Genomic DNA, 15,726 nt, shown 5'->3' on the forward strand with positions numbered 1-15,726 from the left:
CGTGAAGAGTTCCCCCAAGGCGCCGAGCCGGTGGGCCCGGGCACGCGCCCGGTACCGGTGGCTGGACCACATCGCCCGTGCGACCAACCGCTACATCGAGTCCGGCGGCTACCACTACGTCGCCTCGATCACCTACTTCAGCCTGCTGTCGCTGGTGCCGCTGCTGATGGTCGCCTCGTCGGTCGCCGGGTTCGTGCTGGCCACCCAGCCGCACCTGCTCGACACGATGGTGCACGCGATCGTCAACACGCTGCCCGGCGGGCTCGGCGACAAGGCCACCGAACTGCTCACCGGCTTCGTCGAGCAGCGGACCAGCGTCGGGGTGGTCGGTCTGGCCATCGGCCTCTACTCCGGCTGGAACTGGATGAACGCGCTGCGGGACTCGCTGACGGCGCTGTGGGGGCAGAACCGGTCGGACCAGTCGCTGCTGCGGCTGATCGCCGTCGACCTGCTCGCCCTGCTCGGCCTGACCGCGGCGCTGCTCGTGTCGTTCGCGCTCACCATCTCCGGCACCGCCCTCGGCAGCTACTTGCTGCGGCTGGCCGGCCTCGACGACACGAGCTGGGGGCACCAGCTCGTGTCGGCGTCGTCGGTGCCGCTGTCGCTGGCCGCCGACTGGCTGGTGTTCCTCTGGGTGCTCACCCGGCTGCCGCGGCAGAAGGTCGGCGTGCGCAGCGCGGTCCGCGGCGCGATCGCCCTGGCCGTCGGGTTCGAGCTGCTGAAGCTGGCCGGGGGGATCTACCTCCGGCTCATCGGCGACTCGCCGACCGGGATCGCGTTCGGCTCGATCATCGGTCTCATCTTCTTCATCTCGCTCGTCGCGCGGCTGCTCGTCTACGCCGCGGCGTGGACGGCGACCGGCTCCGACGCACCCCCGAAGCCGGTCCAGCCACCGGCGCCGGTGGTGCTGAAGCCGGTGGTCGTGGTGGACCCGCCGATGGCCGTGCCCGCCACGGTCGGCGTGGTCACCGGCGTGCTCGGCACCCTGCTCGCCCTCCGCTGGCGCCGCACCCGCCGCTGACGACAAGCGCCCCAATGTGGCCTTCGGTGCGTTGAACGCACCCAAGGTGGCCTTCGGTGCGTTGAGCGCACCCAAGGCCACATTGGGGCGCTGTCAGGTGGGCTTCTCCGACCCCACCAGCCACATCGAGAAGTACTGGGAGCCGCCGCCGTAGGCGTGGCCGAGCGCGCGGCGCGCGCCGTCCACCTGGTAGTCCCCGGCCCGGCCCATGACCTGCTTCGCCGCCTCGGAGAACCGCAGCATGCCGGACGCGCCGATCGGGTTGGAGGAGAGCACCCCGCCGGAGGGGTTGCACGGCAGCCGTCCGCCGATCGCCGTCTCGCCCTTCTCGGTGACCTTCCAGCCCTCGCCCTCGGGGGCGAAACCCAGGTTCTCCAGCCACATCGGCTCGAACCACGAGAACGGCACGTAGATCTCCGCGACGTCCACTTCGGACATCGGGTCGGTGATGCCCGCCTCGGCCCACAGCGCGGCCGCGGCCTCGCGCCCGGCCCGCGGGTTCACCTGGTCGCGGCCGGCGAACGTGGTCGGCTCCGTGCGCATCGCCGTCGCGTGGATCCACGCCGCGCCGCCTTCGACCGCGTCCCCGGCGGCCTCGTCGCCGAGCACCATCGCGCACGCGCCGTCGGACGACGGGCACGTCTCGTCGTACCGGATCGGGTCCCACAGCATCTGCGACGCGCGCACCGACTCCACGGTGATGTCCGGCTGCCGCAGGTGCGCGTAGGGGTTGAGGGCACCGTTGCGCCGGTCCTTCGCCGCGACGATCGCCCCGACGTGCTCGGGCGCGCCCGAGCGGCGGATGTAGGAACGCACGTGCGGCGCGAAGTAGCCGCCCGCGCCGGCGCCGACCGGCATCTGGAACGGCGGCAGGATCGACAGCCCCCACATCGCGTTCGACTCGGACTGCTTCTCGTAGGCCACCGTGAGCACGCGCCGGTGCACGCCCGCCTGGATGAGCGACGCCGCCACCAGCGCCGTCGAGCCGCCCACCGACCCGGCGGTGTGCACGCGCAGCAGTGGTTTCCCGGTCGCGCCCAGCGAGTCGGCGAGGAACAGCTCGGGCATCATCACGCCCTCGAACAGGTCCGGGGCCTTGCCGAGCACGACGGCGTCGATGTCGGCCCACGCCACCTGGGCGTCGGTCATCGCGCGGTCGATCGCCTCGCGCAGCAGGCCCGGCATCGAGACGTCGGCGCGCTTGGCGCGGTGGTGGGTCTGGCCGGTGCCGAGCACGGCGGTGAGCTGCTTGGTCATCGGGCCTCCAGCACGGTCACCAGGTTCTGTTGCAGGGCAGGCCCGCTCGTCGCGTGCGCCACGGCCTTGCGGGATTCGCCGCGGTGGATCCGGACCGCCGCTTCGCCGATCCGGGCGAGACCGGCCGAGAACATCGGGTTCGCGGCCAGCGCCCCGCCGGAGGGGTTGAGCTGCACGCCGTCGCCGAGTCCGAGCGCGGTCCGCAGGATGAGCTCCTGGTGCGTGAAGGGCGCGTGCAGCTCGGCGAGGTCGACGCCGTCGAGGTCCAGTGCCTTGGCCGCCGCTTCGGTGGACGGCGAGCGGGTCAGGTCGCGGGCGCCGAGCACGGGGGAGTCGACGCGGTGCTCGATGCCGGTGATCACCGCCGGGTGCTCGACGATCTCCCGCGCCCGCTCCACAGTGGACAGAATGATCACGGCGGCGCCGTCGGTGATCGGGGCGATGTCGTGCTTGCGCAACGGATCGGCGAAGTACGGCGTGTCGAGGAGTTCCGCCACGTCTTGGGTGGTGCCCCGCGCAGCGACCTCGGCGAGGTCCTTTTCGGACCAGAGCCCGGCCTCCAGGCCCAGCCGGGCCTGGATCCCGGCGATCGAGATCGAGTCCGGCCACAGCGGCGTGACGACGTACGGGTCGAGCTGCAGGGCGAGCACCCGGCGCAGCTGCCCGGCGCTGGACTTGCCGAAGCCGTAGACGAGCGCGGTTTCGACCTCGCCCATCTTGATCTTCAGCCAGGCTTCGTACAGCGCCCAGGCGGCGTCCATCTCGACGTGCGACTCGTGGATCGGGGGGAACGCGCCGATCGCGTCGACGGCGGCGATGAAGGAGAACGCGCGGCCGGCCAGGTAGTCCGACGAGCCGGAGCACCAGAACCCGATGTCCCGTTTGGACAGTCCGGTTCGGGCGAAGACCTCGGCGAAGATCGGGACGAGCATCTCCACGCCGTTGGTGGTACCCGGCGTTTCGCGGACGTTGGGGGCCTTCGCGAAGCCCGCGATCGCGACGTCTGGCATCAGGACCTCACAGGTGGTGGGCGAAGGTTTCGTAAGCCGCGTCCGGCTCGCCGGTCGGCTCGAAGTGGCTGATGTTCTCCAGCGACGTCCACCACTGATCGCGCGGTTTCCACGCGGCGCGCACGCGCATGCCCATCTTGACGTCTTCGGCGGCGCAGCCGAGGACGAGGTGCAGGAACGCGATGTCGGCGCCGTCGAGCAGGATGTACGCGGCGACGTACGGCGGCTTGATCCGCTGGCCGAGGAACGGGACGTTGACGATGCAGAACGTCGTGACGATGCCGGTGTCGGGCAGTTCGACCGCTTCGGTGGTCGGCACGCCGTCGGTCGGGCAGGCCCCTCGCGGCGGGATGTAGACCTTTTCGCACGCCGGGCAGCGCTGGCCGATCAGCTTCCCTTCGGCGAGCCCGCGCAGGTAAATGCTCTCCTCGGGCGAGGCGGAGTGCATGTAGCGCAGGTGCACCGGCGTGATGACGATGCTGACCGGCGCGCCCTCTTCGCGTTCGGCGACCGGGGGAGCGGGCTCGGTGGGCGTGGTGTCCTCGGCGTCCACGGGCAGGAAGTAGGCGATGTCGCGGATGTGGCCGACGGCTTCGTCGGCCCAGCGCACGCGCACCCGCTGTCCACTGTGGATCTTGTCGGGCGAGCCGGCGTCGACGGCGTGCAGCATCGCGGTGTCGGCGCCGTCGAGCCGCACGAGCGCCCACGCGAACGGCCGGCTCAGCGGCTGGCCGTCGAGAGGTTCGGGGCACCACGACCACGAGACGACCGTGCCCTCTTCGCTCACCGGGACGAACTCGCTGAGCTGTTCGGCGGTCACGGGGTCGTACTCGACCGGCGGCACGTGCACGCGCCCGTCGCTGCCGCGGATGCCTTCGATGCGGTGATCACGCAGCGCGTTGACGAACCGGCCGAGGACGGGCCCGGTCGAGCGGGTGTAGTCGAAGCCGACGTTCAGCGGTGCCGCTAGCGGTGTCTCGGTCACGTCCTTGAGTGAAACACGTTCTCGTTCTGCCGACAAGTTTCCTCCGCCAGGCGATTAAGTGTGTATAGAACGTGTTCTTGGTCAGTGGCCTTGGAAGTCCGGCTTCCGCTTCTCCGAGAAGGCTCGCGGCCCCTCCTTGGCGTCTTCCGACGCGAAGACCTCGATGCCGTACTGCGAGTCGAGCTTGAAAGCCTCTTCCTCGTGCAACCCCTCCGTGTCGCGCATCGTCCGGAGGATGGCCCGCACCGCCAGGGGCCCGTTCGCGTTCACCAGTGAAGCCAGCTCCAGTGCCTTCGACAACGCGGTCCCGTCCGGGACGACGTGGCCGATCAAGCCGATGGCCAAGGCTTCGGAAGCGGACAGATGACGTCCGGTCAGCAGGATGTCCGCCGCCACCGTGTACGGGATCTGACGCGGCAGCCGCACCGCCGATCCGCCCATCGGGAACAGCCCCCAGCGCGCCTCCGACACCCCGAAGCGCGCGGAAGAACCCGCCACCCGGATGTCCGTGCCCTGGAGGATCTCGGTCCCGCCCGCGATCGCCGGGCCTTCGACCGCCGCGATCAGCGGCTTCGTCAAGCGGCGCCCCTTCAGCAGGCCGGGGATGTGCGAAGGGTCGAACTTGCCCGAGGCGAACGACTTCGACGGGGAGTTCCGGGACATCGACTTCAGGTCCGCGCCCGCGCAGAACGCGCCGCCCGCGCCGGTGAGGATGCAGCTGCGGATCGAGTCGTCGCCGTCGACGCGGTCCCAGGCGTCGACCATGATCGACATCATCTCGCCGGTGATCGCGTTGCGCGCCTCGGGCCGGTTCATCGTGACGACGAGGGTCTGGCCCTCCTGTGTCACCAGCGCGTGCGGTTCACCCACGGAAGACCTCCTGAAGGAGCAGTGCCATTGCCCGGAACGATAACATGTTCTACTTTGAGGGCGTGGCACTCAACATCGCGGATCTTCTGGAGCACGCCGTCGACGCCGTGCCGGAGCGCGTCGCGGTCGTGTGCGGCGACCGGCAAGTCACCTTTGCCGAACTGGAGGCGCGTGCCAACCGGCTCGCCCACCACCTCGCCGGGCACGGCGTGGGACGCGGATCCCACATCGGGGTCTACTCCCGCAATTCGATCGAGGCCTTGGAGGCGATGATCGCGGCGTACAAGCTGCGCGCGATCGCCGTCAACGTCAACTACCGCTACGTGCACGGCGAACTCGTCTACCTCTTCAACGACGCCGAGATCGTCGCGCTGGTGCACGAACGCAGCTACGCGGACAAGGTCGCCGCGGTGCTGCCCGAGGCGCCGAAACTGAAACACGTTGTCGTGATCGACGACGGCAGTGACGGCGACTACGAACGCTACGGCGGCGTCGAATACGAAGCCGCCCTCGAAGCGCAAAGCCCCGAGCGGGACTTCGGGGAGCGCAGCGGCGACGACCTCTACATCCTCTACACCGGCGGCACCACGGGCTACCCGAAGGGCGTGCTCTGGCGGCAGGAGGACGTCTGGCGCGCACTCGGCGGCGGGATCAACTTCGTCACCGGCGAGTACGTCCCGGACGAGTGGACGCTCGCCGAACAGGGCAAGGCCGGGAGCCTGAGCCGGCTGCCCTGCGCGCCCCTGATCCACGGCGCCGCGCAGTGGGCCGCGTTCGGCGCCCTGTTCACCGGCAGCCCCGTGGTGTTCGTGCCCCGCTTCGACGCCCACGAGATCTGGAAGGCCGTGCAGAAGCACAAGGTCCAGGTCCTCACGATCGTCGGCGACGCGATGGCCCGGCCGCTCATCGAGGCCTACCACGAGGGCGGCTACGACGCTTCGTCGATCGTTGCGGTGTCGAGCCACGCCGCGCTGTTCTCGCAGTCGGTGAAACAGCAGTTCGTCGAGCTCGTGCCGCCCCACGCGCTGGTCACCGACGCGATCGGCGCGTCGGAGAGCGGCTTCACCGGGATCGGCGCGGTGGCCAAGGGCGCCGACCACAGCGCCGGCCCGCGGGTGAACTTCGGCCAGGACGCCGTCCTGCTGGACGAAGACGGCAACATCGTGGACAAGAAGCCCGGTGCGGTCGGGCTGATCGGCCGCCGCGGGCACGTCCCGCTCGGCTACTACAACGACCCCGAGAAGAGCAAGAAGATCTTCGTCGAGGTCGACGGCGTCCGGTACGTCGTCCCGGGCGACTACGCCCGCTACGAGGACGACGGCACCGTCACGCTGCTCGGCCGCGGCTCGCAGTGCGTCAACACCGGCGGCGAGAAGGTCTACCCGGAGGAGGTCGAAGGGGCGCTCAAGTCGCACCCCGACGTCTTCGACGCGCTCGTCATCGGGGTCCCGGACGAGCGGCTCGGCCAGCGCGTCGCCGCCGTCGTCCAGCTCCGCGAGGGCGCCGAAGGGGACCTCGCCGGGCTCGAAGAGCACGTCCGCGGCGAGATCGCCGGGTACAAGGTGCCGCGGACGATCTGGCTGGCCGGCGAGATCGGCCGCTCGCCCAGCGGCAAGCCGGACTACCCGTGGGCCGAGCGCTACGCCGCCGAGCACGAACCGGCCACGGCCCAGCCCGTCTGAGGAGGACACCACGTGCGGACACCCCTGTGCGACCGGCTCGGCATCGACCTGCCGATCATCGGGTTCACCCCGTCGGAGCACGTCGCCGCGGCACTCAGCCGCGCCGGCGGGCTCGGCGTGCTCGGCTGCGTGCGGTTCAACGACGCCGCCGAACTCGACCGGGTGCTCACCTGGATGGACGAGAACACCGGCGGAAAACCGTACGGCGTCGACATCGTCATGCCGGCGAAGGTGCCCGCCGAGGGCACGCAGGTCGACCTGGCGAAGCTCATCCCGGACGGGCACCGCGCGTTCGTCGACCGCGTGCTGAAGGAGCTCTCGGTGCCGCCGCTGCCGGACGACACCGACGAGCGGGCGGGGGTGCTCGGCTGGCTGCACTCGGTCGCCCGGTCGCACGTCGAGGTCGCGCTGAACCACCCGATCAAGCTGATCGCCAACGCGCTCGGCTCGCCGCCGGTGGACGTCATCGCCCAGTGCCACGACAAGGGTGTCCCGGTCGCCGCGCTCGCCGGGAAGGCCGAGCACGCGGTGCGGCACGTCGAGAACGGTGTCGACTTCGTGGTGGCGCAGGGCTACGAAGCCGGCGGGCACACCGGCGAGATCGCGTCCATGGTGCTGGTGCCGGAGATCGTCGACGCCGTCGACGTGCCGGTGCTCGCCGCGGGCGGGATCGGGTCCGGCCGCCAGATGGCCGCGGCGCTCGCCCTCGGCGCGTCCGGCGTCTGGATGGGGTCGATGTGGCTGGCCACCGAGGAGTACCTGCAGACGATGGGTGAATCGGTGGCGATGCAGCAGGCGCTCGTCGCGGCTTCGTCGTCGGACACCGTGCGGACGCGGATCTACACGGGCAAGCCGGCCCGGCTGCTGAAGACCCGCTGGACCGAGGCGTGGGCGGCGCCGGGCGCACCCGAGCCGTTGCCGATGCCGCTGCAGAACCTGCTGGTTTCCCCGGCCCACAACCGGATCCACGCGGCGAACGACCCCAGCGTGGTGTCGATGCCGGTCGGCCAGATCGTCGGCCGGATGAACGCGGTCCGGCCGGTGGCCGACGTCGTCGCGGAGCTGGTGAGCGGCTACGAGGAAGCGTTGTCCCGCTTGGACAAGACCCGCTGAACCGCAAGAAGGGCCCCGCCGCGGCGGGGCCCTTCTTGCGTGCGTAAGCGGTTACAGCGTGGCGGCCGCCGCGGCGATCTTCGACGCGAACGTGCTCACCTCGGTGTAGACGCCGGGAGCGTGCGCCCGGGCGCAGCCGTCACCCCAGCTGACGATGCCGACCTGGATCCACGCGTTGTTGGCGTCGCGGCGGAACATCGGGCCGCCGGAGTCGCCCTGGCAGGTGTCGACGCCGCCGGAGGCGAGGTTGCCCGCGCAGATCTCGGCGCTCGGGATCAGGTCGGGGTAGCTCCCGCCCTGCGCGGCGCAGGTCGAGTCGGCGACGAACGGAACGGTCGCCTTGAGCAGGTAGCGCTGCTGCGAACCGCCCTCGGTCGCCGCACCCCAGCCCGCCACGGTGAACGTGCCGGAGTTGTACGCCGTGGTCGTCGCGATCGGCATTGTCGAGAGGCCGGTCACCGGGCTGGCGAGCTTGATCAGCGCCCAGTCGCCGCCGGTCGAGGTGCCGTAGGTGGGGGACCGGTAGACGTAGGTCGACCGGATTTTCTGCGCGCTGGTGCTCTGCAGGTCGACCACGCCGACGGTCGCCGTGATCGAGGTGTTCGACCCGGTCCGGCTGACGCAGTGCGCCGCGGTCAGCACGATCTGCTTGGTGTACAGCGCCCCGCCGCAGCCCATGGAAAGCCGGACCATGAAGGGGAATTCGCCCTGCGCCGCCCGGGTTCCGCCGACGACGTCGGTGGACGGCGGCTGGGCGGCGGTGGCGATCGCCGGGGTGGCGAACGACGCGGCCGCGGCGACCGCGGCGAGCGTGGTGGTGGCGTTTCTGAGCAGGGTGAACCAGCGCTTGGGGGCCAAGGGGATCAGTCCTTCCAGTGTCCACAGTGGAAGTGGTTGCCGTGAGCGGCCCCACGACTACACCAGGTGCACGCACACCCGGACAACCGACTTTCTTCGGATCTTTCGGGCGGTTGGGTGATATCTCACCGGCGGATCCGACGAACGCCGTAGGCCAAACCGCCCAGCAACAGCGCTCCGCAGCCGGCCAGCACCGACGGCAGCGGCAGGCTGAAGGCCAGTACCACGCACCCGGCCAGCCCGAGCACGGCGATCGGCCGGGCCTTCCCGCGCAGCGTGAACGCCGCGGCGTTGGCGATCGCGTAGTACGCCAGGACGGCGAAGGAGGAGAAGCCGATCGCGGCGCGCAGGTCGATCGACGCCGCGAGCACGGCGACGACGAGCCCGACGGCGAGCTCGGCGCGGTGCGGCACCTGGTAACGCGGGTGCACGGCGGCGAGGAAGCGGGGGAGGTGACCGTCGCGGCTCATCGCCAGCGTCGTGCGCGAGACGCCGAGGACGAGGGCGAGCAGCGAGCCGAGGGCGGCGACGGCCGCGCCCACCCGGACGACCGGGGCGAGCCACCCCGGGACGGCCGCGGCGATCGGGTCCGGGCTCGCGGCGAGCGCGGCCGGGCCGAGCCGGACGAGCAGCAGCACCGCCAGTGCGGCGTAGACCACGAGGGTGATGCCGAGGGCGAGCGGGATGGCGCGGGGAATGGTGCGGGCCGGGTCCCGGACCTCCTCACCGAGAGTGGCGAGCCGCGCGTACCCGGCGAAGGCGAAGAAGAGCAGCCCGGCCGCTTCGAGCACGCCTGCGCCACCGGTCCAGGCGACGAGCGGGCCGCCGCCGGAGGGCCCGGTGGCCATCGCCACCGCCGCGGCGGTGAGCACGAGCAGGGTGCCCGACACGATCACCCGGGTGGCGAGCGCCGACCGGTGCACGCCGAAGTAGTTGACGGCGGTCAGTGCGGCGACCACCGCGACGGCGAGGAGGCTCCGCCACGGCTGCCCGAGCCCGGGCGCGGCGTAGGCGACGACGGTCAGCGCCATTGCGGCGCAACTGGCCGTCTTCCCGGTGACGAATCCCCACCCGGCGAGGTATCCCCAGAATTCACCGAGCCTTTCCCGGCCGTATACGTAGGTGCCGCCGGATTCGGGATGAATCGCGGCGAGCCGCGCCGAAGACATCGCATTGCAGTAGGCGACCGCGGCCGCGAGGACCAGTGCGATGAGCAATCCGGCCCCGGCGGCGCGCGCCGCCGGGGCGAACGCGGCGAACACGCCGGCCCCGATCATCGAGCCCAGGCCCAGGAAAACGGCGTCGGCGAGGCCGAGGCGGCGGTTGAGGGAAGTCGAGGGCATCCGGGTGATCCTCCAGGCGTAGACCGTGTTGCGTGCCACAGCGAACCACGGCGCAGGAGGAACCGAATAGGGTCGATTCCGTGCCTGCCCCTTCGCGCCATTACCGCCTGTCCGCCGACGGTCCCGTCCTCGACGGGATTCCGGAACACGGCCGTGTCCCGCGTTACTACGCGGTCAAGGTCGAACTGCTGGCGGTGATCGCGGAACTCGGCGAAGGTGCGGTACTGCCCACGGAACGGGAATTGTGCGAACGGTTCGAAGTGTCGAGGGCGACCGTACGGCAAGCGGTCGCGGAGCTGGTCCTCGAGGGCAGGCTCAGCCGCCGCCAGGGGAGCGGCACCTACATCGCCGGCCCGAAGCTCGTCCAGCCGCTGGCTCAGGCGAGTGACGCGGAGGGACGCCAGTGCGTCCGGCCGGGCCGCACCCCGATCACCCTGGAGCGGCGCCCGGCGGGCAGCGCGCTGGCGGCCGACCTGCAGGTGACGTCGGACGCCGAAGTGTTCCACCTCGAGCGCGTCCTGCTGGCCGACGAGGAACGCGTCGGGCTCGAGTCGACCTATCTCCTGGCGTCGCGGTTCCCGGACCTCCTCGCCGTGTTCGGCCCCGGGCAGTCGCTGTACGCGTGCCTCACCGAGAAGCTCGGCGCGGTGTTCGACGGGGCGGAGGAGCGGGTCGAGACGGTGCTGGCCACCCCGCGTGAGGCGCTGCTGATCGGGACGAACCCGGCACTGCCGATGCTGCTGACCCACCGCGTCTCGTGGGGCACGGACGGGGCGCCGTTCTCGCGGGTGCGGTCGCTCTACCGCGGCGACCGGCTGAGCTTCACGACGAGGCTCGGGCGATCCGGCGGCTGAGGAGCTGTCACGTTTTGCGTGCCGTCCTCGTTCCTTCCGCGACCAAGCGAACTGGGAGGAACGAAATGAACATCGCACTGTGGACCGGACAGGTACTGCTGGCCGTCATCTTCGCCGTGTCGGGCGCGCTCAAGTCGACGATGTCGCAGCAGCGGATGCTCGAAACCGGCCAGACCGGAGCGGCGGCGTACCCGCTGCCCGTGGTCCGGTTCGCCGCGATCTGCGAAATCCTCGCCGCGGCCGGCCTGATCCTGCCGCTGCTGCTGGGCATCGCCCCGGTCCTGACCGGCTGGGCGGCCGTCGGGCTGGCCGTGGTGATGGTGGGGGCGATGGCGATGCACGGCAGGCTGGCGATCGTGCAGCACAAGGCGGCCGAGTGGCGCAACGTCGGGGTCAACGTCGTGCTGCTGGCCGTGTGCGTCTTCGTCGCCGCGGGCCGGCTCTGAGGACGCGTTGCGGCCCCGGTGCAACCCGGCGCGGGTGCGCTGCCGTCTGGCAGGTATGCGTACCACGGTGAAACTGCTGGGCGCGGGCCTGCTGCTGCTCGCGGCGACGGCCTGCGCCGCGAACTCCGGCGCCGGGGCCCCGGCGGGCACCGGCTCGGCGCCCGAGACGCCCACGGCGCCTACCACGTCGGCGAGCGTGCCGGGGACCGTGACGCCCACGCTCGGCCCGCCGCCGTCGCAGACGGTCGGACGGCCGACGCAGGGCATCGCGCCCGGCGACGACGTCATCGCCGAGACGCAGGTCGACGCCCGCGAGCTGCCCGAGGGCTACCCGCGCAGCCTCACCCGGAGCCTCGACGGGCAGACCCTGGTCCTGCAGGCCGAGGAGGGTGGCTGCCGCCGCATCTCGGCCCACGTCGGCGAGCAGACCGCGCAGCAGGTGGTCGTGCTGATCGCCGTGCAGCCCGCCCCCAAGGGCCGGATGTGCCCGGACTACCTCAGGGAGATCAAGCTGCCCCTCGCCCTCGCGGCACCACTGGGCACGCGCACGGTCGTCCTCCGCCAGGGCTGACCGCCACGGACGCTGGGAGGGCCACCCCGGGATGCCCGGGGGTGGCCCTCCCAGACCATGTCCGGGGCTCGATCGATGCAACCCCGGACCGTCCCCGTTCCGTCTTGGGGACATGAGGTACTCAGCGAAGGTGGTCGGGACAGGCGCGCTCCTGCTGATGGTGACGGCCTGCGCCGACCGAAGCATGCCCACCAGCCAGCCCGCGGGTTCGACCGGCAGCGTGTCGGCACCCGCACCCGCACCGGAAACGCCGTCGCCGTCGCCGTCGCCGTCGCCGTCGCCGTCGCCGTCGCCGAGCGAATCGGTGCAGCCGGCCCCGCCGACGGCCAACCCGCCGGGCAAGCCCCGGCTGACCGTGCCCGAAGGCAGCACCCCGGTGCCGGCGGCCAAGATCGACGCGACCGCGCTGCCCGCCGGGTTCCCGCGCGAGGTGTGGACGGCCAACGGCGGCACCGTCCTCAACATCCGCGCCCAGGAAGGCGGCTGCGGCCACGCGCTCGGCGAGGCGGCCGAGCAGGCGGGTGACCGCGTGGTCGTCAACCTGACCGAGACGAAGGCCCAGACCAATCAGATGTGCACGATGGACATCCGGTACCCGGTGATCTCCGTGGCGCTGGCCGCGCCGCTGGACCAGCGCACGGTGGTGCTGAAGAGCACGCCGCCGAAGTAAGCGCCGCGCGGCCCCCGGGGAAGCTCCCCGGGGGCCGCGTGCTGTCCGCAGTGGACGGTCGCCGTCCGGTGGTCCGGACCACGGGCTGCCCGTGGTCCGCTTCGTCGAAGTTGTCGAAAATTGTCAGGGCTCCCGCTGAACCGCCGTCGTGACCGGGCCGTGTCCCCCGGTGAGGTGGCGATCAGAGAGGAGGGGCCCATGCCCCGGTTGAGCAGTGGCAGGCACCGCAAGCAGGCGACCGTCGGACTGGCCGCGTTGCTGGGTGTTTCCGCCGTCACCGCGACCGCCATCGCGCTGAGCAGTCCCGCGGGCAACGCGGCCGAAGCGCCCAAGGAGAACTGCGGGGGACTCGACACCGCACTGCAGAACAACCTGAACTTCATCGCGGGCCAGCAGGCGAACCCGGACGCGCAGTCGGCCGCGCGGATCGCCAACCGGCAGGCGGTGGTGGACCTGATCCAGCAGCGGCGGCAAGTGGCGGGCTGCACGGCGAACGTCGCGGCGGGCAACGGCCAGGCGGCCCCGGCGCCGGCCGGCAACGCACCGGGCCAGGACCAGGCGCCCGGGCCGCAGGAGCAGCCGGCTGCCGACGCGGGTGCGGCGGTGGGCGAGGTCGTGTGCCCCGGTTCGACCGTGACGCTCTCGGGCGAGGGCGGCGCGCCGGCCGCGTCGAGCAACCAGTTCCCGGCCGGGACGAAGCTGAAGGTGACCAACCTGGACAACTCGAAGGCCACGACGGTGGAGGTGACGTCGGTGTCGGGCAGCTGCACGCTGCTCAACAACGCGGCCTTCGAACAGGTCCGGGAACCCGGGAAGTTCCTCATCCGGCGCGCGCGGATCGAGCGCGTCGGCTGAGGGAGGAAGGGGACACCGGCGGCGGGCCGGTGTCCCCTTTCCCGGTGGGCTAACGGAAGCTGATCTGCAGCACCGGATCCCCGGTGCTGGCGAAGAAGTCGTTGCCCTTGTCGTCGATCACGACGAACGCCGGGAAGTCCTCGACCTCGATCTTCCAGACGGCTTCCATGCCGAGCTCGGCGTACTCGAGGACGTCGACCTTCTTGATGCAGTCCTGCGCGAGCCGCGCGGCCGGGCCGCCGATGGAGCCGAGGTAGAACCCGCCGTGCGCCTGGCACGCGTTCGTCACCTGCTTCGAGCGGTTTCCCTTGGCCAGCATGACGAGTGAGCCGCCGGCGGCCTGGAACTGCTCGACGTAGGAGTCCATCCGCCCGGCCGTGGTCGGGCCGAACGAACCGGACGCGTAGCCCTCGGGCGTCTTCGCCGGGCCCGCGTAGTAGACCGGGTGGTCCTTCAGGTAGCCCGGCATCTCCTCGCCGGCCTCGAGGCGCTCGGCGATCTTGGCGTGCGCGATGTCCCGCGCGACGACCAGCGGCCCGGTGAGCGAAAGCCGCGTCTTGACCGGCAGCTGCGAAAGCTGGGCGCGGATCTCGGCCATCGGCCGGGTGAGGTCGACGGCGACGACGTCGTCGGAGAGGTCTTCCTCGGTGACGTCGGGCAGGAAGCGGGCCGGATCGCGCTCGAGCTGTTCGATGAACACGCCGTCGGCGGTGATCTTGGCCTTGGCCTGCCGGTCGGCCGAGCACGAGACGGCGATGCCGACGGGGCAGCTCGCCCCGTGGCGCGGCAGCCGGATGACGCGGACGTCGTGGCAGAAGTACTTCCCGCCGAACTGCGCGCCGATGCCGAACTGCCGGGTCATCTCCAGCACCTGCTGCTCGAGGTCCGGGTCGCGGAAGGCGTGGCCGAGTTCGGAGCCCTCCTGCGGCAGGTTGTCGAGGTAGCGCGCGGAGGCGAGCTTCGCGACCTTGAGGTTGAACTCCGCGGACATCCCGCCGACGACGATCGCGAGGTGGTAGGGCGGGCAGGCGGCGGTGCCGAGGCTGCGCAGCTTTTCGTCGAGGAACCGCGCGAGCCGCTTCGGGTTCAGGATGGCCTTGGTTTCCTGGTAGAGGAACGTCTTGTTGGCGCTGCCGCCGCCCTTGGCCATGAAGAGGAACTCGTAGGACGGGTCCCCTTCCTTGTGGTACAGCTCGATCTGCGCGGGCAGGTTGGTGCCGGTGTTGCGCTCGTCCCAGAAGCTGACCGGCGCCATCTGCGAGTACCGCAGGTTCAGCTGCTGGTAGGCGTCGAAGATCCCCTGTGAGAGGGCACGCTCGTCGTCACCGCCGGTGAGGACGCCTTCGCCGCGCTTGCCGATGACGATGGCGGTCCCGGTGTCCTGGCACATGGGAAGGACACCCCCGGCCGAGATGGCGGCGTTGCGCAGCAGGTCCATGGCGACGAACCGGTCGTTGCCACTCGCTTCGGGATCGTCGACGATGGCCCGCAGCTGCTGCAGGTGTGACGTGCGCAACAGGTGCTGGATGTCGGTGATGGCGGTGCGGGCCAGCGTGGTGAGCGCTTCCGGGTCGATCTTCAGGAAGGTCCGCCCGGCGGCTTCGACGGTCTCGACGCCCTCGTCGGTGACCAGCCGGTATTCGGTGGTGGTGTCCTTGCCCAGCGGCAGGACTTCGGTGTGCTGAAACGTGGTGGACGGCACTGCCAGGCTCCTTTGCCAGCTCCGGGATCGGTCCACCCTACGCAGGCGAGGCGGGCACCGGACAGAAGCACCCGGTCACTGTGGGCCACCCCACCCGCCGGGGGCGCCCCCCGGGTCCAGCGTATCGGCGCCGCCCGACGGGAAAGCCGGGAAAACGGCGATCGGCGCTTGCCGGTCCACAAGACCGCCAAGTTGTGGACAACGCGCGATGACCCGACCGTCCGACCCTCTGAGTACGCAGCCCGACTGCCTGGGTACGCGGCCCGCCCCCGTGAGTGCGGCCTGGCGGCCTGGATGCGTGAGCCGACCGGTTTGGGTACGTAAGCCGACCCTCTGGGTGCGTGAGCCGACCCTCTGAGTGCGCGAGCCGACCCTCTGGGTACGTGAGCCGACCGTCTGGGTACGCGAGCCGACTGGCCGGGCACGTGAGCCGACCCTCTGAGTGCGCGAGCCAACCGTCCGGGTACCGGACTTGACCGGCCGGGTGCG

At 71.1% G+C, this 15,726-nt stretch carries 15 protein-coding genes; 8 read left to right on the forward strand and 7 right to left on the reverse strand.

Annotation, left to right across the window (positions count from 1 at the left end):
• Position 1 precedes the first annotated feature (1 nt).
• Entirely contained in the window at positions 2-1,021 is a 1,020-nt protein-coding gene (locus ACLJQE_RS15420; RefSeq protein WP_410639894.1) for a YhjD/YihY/BrkB family envelope integrity protein, read from the forward strand.
• A 93-nt stretch (positions 1,022-1,114) separates the two neighbouring features.
• On the opposite strand, the gene ACLJQE_RS15425 is transcribed toward ACLJQE_RS15420, so the two are convergent.
• The 4 genes from ACLJQE_RS15425 to ACLJQE_RS15440 all read right to left on the reverse strand — a co-directional run bounded on the left by ACLJQE_RS15425 (position 1,115) and on the right by ACLJQE_RS15440 (position 5,143).
• Positions 1,115-2,278, reverse strand: a complete 1,164-nt coding sequence (locus tag ACLJQE_RS15425; protein WP_410639895.1) for a thiolase domain-containing protein — start codon at positions 2,276-2,278, stop codon at positions 1,115-1,117.
• Positions 2,275-3,288: a thiolase domain-containing protein gene (locus ACLJQE_RS15430; RefSeq protein WP_410639896.1), complete on the reverse strand. Its 1,014-nt coding sequence runs from the start codon at positions 3,286-3,288 to the stop codon at positions 2,275-2,277. Before ACLJQE_RS15430 ends, ACLJQE_RS15425 begins: the two co-directional genes overlap by 4 nt.
• Positions 3,289-3,295: 7 nt before the next feature.
• Positions 3,296-4,273 (reverse strand): Zn-ribbon domain-containing OB-fold protein, encoded by a 978-nt coding sequence (locus ACLJQE_RS15435; RefSeq protein ID WP_410639897.1) that lies wholly within the window; start codon positions 4,271-4,273, stop codon positions 3,296-3,298.
• 81 nt (positions 4,274-4,354) lie between these two features.
• A complete protein-coding gene (locus ACLJQE_RS15440; protein WP_410639898.1) occupies positions 4,355-5,143 on the reverse strand; it encodes a crotonase/enoyl-CoA hydratase family protein in 789 nt (262 codons plus the stop codon).
• A gap of 62 nt (positions 5,144-5,205) precedes the next feature.
• On the opposite strand from ACLJQE_RS15440, the gene ACLJQE_RS15445 reads away from it, so the two are divergent.
• The gene (locus ACLJQE_RS15445; RefSeq protein ID WP_410639899.1) at positions 5,206-6,825 is read left to right on the forward strand and encodes an acyl-CoA synthetase; all 1,620 of its coding nucleotides are present in this window, start codon (positions 5,206-5,208) and stop codon (positions 6,823-6,825) included.
• A gap of 12 nt (positions 6,826-6,837) precedes the next feature.
• Positions 6,838-7,938: an NAD(P)H-dependent flavin oxidoreductase gene (locus ACLJQE_RS15450; RefSeq protein WP_410639900.1), complete on the forward strand. Its 1,101-nt coding sequence runs from the start codon at positions 6,838-6,840 to the stop codon at positions 7,936-7,938.
• A gap of 51 nt (positions 7,939-7,989) precedes the next feature.
• Here ACLJQE_RS15450 and ACLJQE_RS15455 read toward each other — a convergent pair whose 3' ends face one another.
• The gene (locus ACLJQE_RS15455) at positions 7,990-8,796 is read right to left on the reverse strand and encodes a S1 family peptidase (RefSeq protein ID WP_410639901.1); all 807 of its coding nucleotides are present in this window, start codon (positions 8,794-8,796) and stop codon (positions 7,990-7,992) included.
• Positions 8,797-8,921: 125 nt separating this feature from the next.
• Positions 8,922-10,139: an APC family permease gene (locus tag ACLJQE_RS15460; RefSeq protein ID WP_410639902.1), complete on the reverse strand. Its 1,218-nt coding sequence runs from the start codon at positions 10,137-10,139 to the stop codon at positions 8,922-8,924.
• 80 nt (positions 10,140-10,219) lie between these two features.
• Here ACLJQE_RS15460 and ACLJQE_RS15465 point away from each other — a divergent pair, with 80 nt between their 5' ends.
• From ACLJQE_RS15465 to ACLJQE_RS15485, 5 genes are all read left to right on the forward strand, one after another.
• A complete protein-coding gene (locus tag ACLJQE_RS15465; RefSeq protein WP_410639903.1) occupies positions 10,220-10,993 on the forward strand; it encodes a GntR family transcriptional regulator in 774 nt (257 codons plus the stop codon).
• Positions 10,994-11,058: 65 nt separating this feature from the next.
• Positions 11,059-11,439 (forward strand): DoxX family protein, encoded by a 381-nt coding sequence (locus ACLJQE_RS15470; protein ID WP_410639904.1) that lies wholly within the window; start codon positions 11,059-11,061, stop codon positions 11,437-11,439.
• 55 nt (positions 11,440-11,494) lie between these two features.
• Positions 11,495-12,010, forward strand: a complete 516-nt coding sequence (locus ACLJQE_RS15475) for a hypothetical protein (protein ID WP_410639905.1) — start codon at positions 11,495-11,497, stop codon at positions 12,008-12,010.
• A 112-nt stretch (positions 12,011-12,122) separates the two neighbouring features.
• Complete coding sequence (locus ACLJQE_RS15480) at positions 12,123-12,680, forward strand: hypothetical protein (protein WP_410639906.1); 558 nt, start codon at positions 12,123-12,125, stop codon at positions 12,678-12,680.
• Positions 12,681-12,878: 198 nt separating this feature from the next.
• A complete protein-coding gene (locus ACLJQE_RS15485) occupies positions 12,879-13,535 on the forward strand; it encodes a hypothetical protein (protein ID WP_410639907.1) in 657 nt (218 codons plus the stop codon).
• 49 nt (positions 13,536-13,584) lie between these two features.
• Here the strand turns inward: ACLJQE_RS15485 and ACLJQE_RS15490 are convergent, their stop codons facing one another.
• On the reverse strand, positions 13,585-15,237 hold the full coding sequence (locus ACLJQE_RS15490; RefSeq protein WP_410639908.1) for a fumarate hydratase: 1,653 nt from the start codon (positions 15,235-15,237) through the stop codon (positions 13,585-13,587).
• Positions 15,238-15,726 lie beyond the last annotated feature (489 nt).

The sequence above is a fragment of the Amycolatopsis sp. lyj-346 genome (assembly GCF_046548975.1).
Classification (GTDB): Bacteria; Actinomycetota; Actinomycetes; order Mycobacteriales; family Pseudonocardiaceae; genus Amycolatopsis.

What these genes read in the sequence shown, in the direction of transcription:
- ACLJQE_RS15425 (WP_410639895.1), bottom strand. Translation starts at nt 2,278, where the DNA reads ATGACCAAGCAGCTCACCGCCGTGCTCGGCACCGGCCAGACCCACCAC.
- ACLJQE_RS15430 (WP_410639896.1), bottom strand. Translation starts at nt 3,288, where the DNA reads ATGCCAGACGTCGCGATCGCGGGCTTCGCGAAGGCCCCCAACGTCCGC.
- ACLJQE_RS15460 (WP_410639902.1), bottom strand. Translation starts at nt 10,139, where the DNA reads ATGCCCTCGACTTCCCTCAACCGCCGCCTCGGCCTCGCCGACGCCGTT.
- ACLJQE_RS15470 (WP_410639904.1), top strand. Translation starts at nt 11,059, where the DNA reads ATGAACATCGCACTGTGGACCGGACAGGTACTGCTGGCCGTCATCTTC.
- ACLJQE_RS15475 (WP_410639905.1), top strand. Translation starts at nt 11,495, where the DNA reads ATGCGTACCACGGTGAAACTGCTGGGCGCGGGCCTGCTGCTGCTCGCG.
- ACLJQE_RS15480 (WP_410639906.1), top strand. Translation starts at nt 12,123, where the DNA reads ATGAGGTACTCAGCGAAGGTGGTCGGGACAGGCGCGCTCCTGCTGATG.
- ACLJQE_RS15485 (WP_410639907.1), top strand. Translation starts at nt 12,879, where the DNA reads ATGCCCCGGTTGAGCAGTGGCAGGCACCGCAAGCAGGCGACCGTCGGA.